This is a genomic window from Bacteroidetes bacterium SB0662_bin_6 (genome assembly GCA_009839485.1).
Taxonomy (GTDB): domain Bacteria; phylum Bacteroidota; class Rhodothermia; order Rhodothermales; family VXPQ01; genus VXPQ01.
Genome location: VXPQ01000059.1, coordinates 1 through 4,189, shown reverse-complemented (window position 1 = coordinate 4,189; position 4,189 = coordinate 1). Strand labels below are relative to the sequence as shown.

The 4,189-nt window shown below is 57.4% G+C and carries 1 protein-coding gene; it reads left to right on the top strand.

Features of this window, described 5'->3' with window-relative positions; translation table 11 throughout:
* Positions 1-273 precede the first annotated feature (273 nt).
* Positions 274-4,189: hypothetical protein (locus tag F4Y00_11065; GenBank protein MYE05497.1), on the top strand; the 3,916-nt coding region annotated here is incomplete at its 3' end.

The window sequence follows — 4,189 nt, the reverse complement described above, 5'->3', positions numbered from 1 at the left end:
GACCGGAAAGACGGTTGCCGTGCTTGTCGACGGCATGCAACCGCAGGGGCGGCACGCGGCGCGTTTCAACGCGGAGGGGCTTCCAACGGGGACGTACATCTACCGGCTGACGGCAGGCGCGGAAACCCTGACGCGGACCATGACGCTTGTCCGGTAGACTCCCCCACGAAAACAAAGCCCCTGCCCGGACGAATGGGGAGGAGCTTTCGGTGCTTTCATATATAATTTCCGGTTGTTTTGCGTTCGGGTCTTTTCGGCATAGTGTCTGTGTGCATGACTTGTACGTTCGTGGTTTCGGCGTTGGCTGTTGCGCCGTCGGTCCGCGCTCAGGTCATTGACGAAGGCGGGTTTCCTGTGAAGGGCGCGGCTGTTTCCAGTGCGGCTTTCTCGTTGTCCTGCCCGCCTCGCCTTGTTGCCCAGGCAGGGGAATCCATTTCGTTGTCGTGTGCTGCAACGGGCGTATCCGAAGAGGGCGGCGTTCACTACGAGTGGCGCTCGCTCTCGGGAGATGATCTTCGTCTTCTAAGCGATGCGCAGTCGCAGTCGCCATTCTTTACGGCACCTGTATCGGGAGGCAGGGAGTACGCATACCGGTTGACGGCGACAGGGCCGGGCGTGTATGCTTCCGCCTCGGTGACAGTCACGGTGCAAGGCGTTTCGGGAGAATCGGGCAGAGGGCCCGGCTTGCAGGATGAATGCGATCCTTTGGCGATTCCTGACGAGTTCGGCGAGGGCTGCGTGCCGTGGGAGAGGGAGCCGGCTCCGTTCGGATTCGGTTTTGAGGAGGACGAAGGCTTTCTTTTGCCGGAAGCGGCGGGCCTGCCCGATCGGGGCGGCGGTTTCGACAGTCAGGCGCCCCCTCGTCTGGATTGTCCTGCGGCGGTGTTTCTGGAGGAACTGGAGACGGGACGGATCGAGTGTCATGCGTGGGACGCTTCGGGAGACGAATATCTGGACTATTTCTGGGAGCCTGTGGGCTCGACAACGCGGGACTATCTGGACAATCCTCGTTTGATTCCCGAGGACAGTCCCCATCCTGTAGTAGTGGCTCCGGAGGCGCCCGTGTACGAGACGCTGGAGTCGTTCCATTCGGGAGAGACGACGCTGCGTTACCGGTACCGTTTGACGGCGACCTCCCGGGCTACGGGTTTGTCGTCGCATGAGGAGGTGGAGGTCTACGTATCGAGCCATCGTCCGGGCGTGTATTGTCCCCTGGAAGTGGTGGTGGAAGAGGGCGAGACGGTAGCGCTCGATTGCGAGGGCGTGGATCCGCTGTCGTTTCGCATGGACTACGACGAGGACGAAGCGTCGGTGCTATGGGAGTGGGAGGGTCTGTGGGGTACGAGCACGGCGCCTCTTGCCGCGACGGACCTTTCGTCGCCCTTGTTTACGGCGCCGCCGGGCAGCGCGGGCGCCGAGTACCACTACATCGCGAGCATGACGACATCGGCTTCGGGCGCGCCGCAGATGGCAAGAAGAAGAGTGACGGTCAGGGTGACGGACGCAGAAGAGGGGATACCGCAAGGGATTGCGGACGTGAACGCATCGGCGAGTATGAGCGGTTTGAGCTGCCCGGAACCGTATCTATTGTTTGTAGGCGACCCGAGTTTTACGGTCGGGTGTTCGGGCCGGGAGTCGGAGGTGAATAGTATCGAGTGGCATTCCATGGGTGGAGCGTCGAGCGATGAGTACGATGAGGCCTTATTGAGTTCCAGATACGTGCGTTATCCCACATTATCTATTCCGGCTTCCCTGCCTGAAAGCGTGGAACTCAAGAAACTGGACTATACGGTGGTATTTTCGCTCCGTGATACAGACGGATTTGTTACAGGGAAGGTGATGGCGACCGTGTTAAACAGGGCTGTCCTCCGGTGTTCCTGGCCCCATGTACAAGAGGGGGACGACGATATCCAGTTTGACTGCGAGGTGACGGATGGTCCTTCGGGCGTCGAGGAGTACACGTACGCATGGGAGGCAAGGAGCGATACGCCGAACACGGATCTGCTGGTGGACGGCACGGACACGCCCACTCCGACGTTCTCCGTGCCGGACGATATAGACGAGGACAAAAACTACCGGTACTGGCTGATCGCATCGGCCGCAGGTTTTCATCCTGCAAAAGCGATGGTGACGGTTAGGGTGAAGGATACGGATATACCGGATGCCGTTATCACATGCAACGATCCCGATCCGGTATACGAAGGCGCAGCCGACATTACCCTGGACTGTTCGGTGGAAAACGAGCCGTCTGACGCTACGTACGCATGGACGGCCCGCGGCAGCACGTCGGGTACGGACGATCTGAGCAGTACGACTATCCTGAAACCCACCTTCGATGTGCCGGACGATATAGATGAGTCGGGCGGAGCGGATAAGGACTACGAATATACGGTTACAATGTCTGCTTCGGGTGTTGATGATGTTACCGAGGACGTAACCGTGACGGTGCTGGAGAAGCCGGATATAGGCGGATGCCCCGCCACATCATCGGCGGAGATATGGGAGGGGGATGCGGACCTCACGGTCGGTTGCGAGCTATGGTCGGGCGCTCCGGGCGTCAACCCTGTCTATACGTACCGATGGACGGCTCGGGGCGGCACGACGGATATGGAAAGATTAAGGGAGCTGGATAAAAAGTTGACAGAGTTTCATGCGCCCGAAGATGTTGCTGACGGTGAAACCGAGATATATGAATACCGCCTCACGGCGTCGGCGGAGAATGCCGACGCCGGAACGCTCGACTATACGGCGACCGTCAAGGACAAACCTAATATAACGGTCACATGTGCAGACAGCCCCTACGAGGTGTATGAGGGTGACGCCGACATTGAATTGGAATGTGAGGCATCCGGTCGTTGGGAGTCGACTACCTTTACGCCGTTAGGGACCTGGTATACGTGGCAATGGTCACCACGCACCAACCTGACGGGCGACCAGGACATCATTCCGGGTGACAAGGAAAATGATACGAGTACGCCGACGTTCGCCGTGCCGGACGATGTAGATCAGGATACGACATATACGTACACGGTAACAGCGAGTGCGGCAATTTCAGAAGACGGCACTGCCGAGGTTAGGGTGACGGTGCGCGACACGGATTCGACGGACCCTTCGCTCACCTGCACAGACAGCGAGGTGTACGAGGGCACAGCCGACATTATACTGGACTGTTCGGTAACGAACGAGCCGTCCGGTGCTACGTACGCGTGGACGGCTCGGGGAAGTACGGCAAATACGGACAACTTGAGCAGTACGACTATCCTGAAGCCGACGTTTTCTGTGCCGAGTGAAGTAGGCGGAGCAGATAAGGACTACAAATACACAGTTACGCTGTCGGCTTCGGGTATAAATGACGTTACCGAAGACGTAACCGTGACGGTTCTGGAGAAGCCGGATATCGATTGCCATCTAGCCTATTGGCGCAATATCACCGCAATCTTATATGAAGGTGACCCGGATTGGCTAATCAGCGTTTGTCCAAATTCAGCAGAACCAGAAACAGGATGGAAAAACGCTCCCACCGGTTCCGACTACATGTTCGAATGGGCGGCTCGGGGTAGTACGCAGGATACGCGCCGGCTTAGTGCAACGAACATAGAAACTCCGACGTTTTACACACTGGATGATGTTGACGTGCAGAGGGAGTACGAGTATGTTCTGACAGTGAGCGCAGAAAACGCGGATGACGCTGTGGCGTGGTATACTGTAAGGATGAAGAAAAAGCTCCGCTGCACAGATAGCGAGGTATACGAGGATACAGCTGACTTTCCTTTGGACTGTTCGGTGGTCAATCGTGAACCTTCAGGCGCCACATACGCATGGACAGCTCGCGGCAGTACGTCAAATACGGATGATTTGAGCAGTACGACTATCCTGAAGCCGACGTTTTCTGTACCGAGTGAAGTAGGCGGAGCAGATAAGGACTACGAATACACGGTGACGCTGTCGGCTTCGGGTATCAATAACATTACGGAAGATGTCACTGTAACCGTTAGGAATAAGCCGGATATAACGGTCGCATGCACAGATAGCGAGATATACGAGGGTACGGCCGATTTTATACTCAACTGTACGGTGGCGAACGAACCGTCTGGCGCTACGTACGCGTGGACGGCTCGGGGTAGCACATCGGATACGGATGACCTGAGCAGCACGAGCGTTCTTACTCCGACGTTTTCGGTCCCTGACG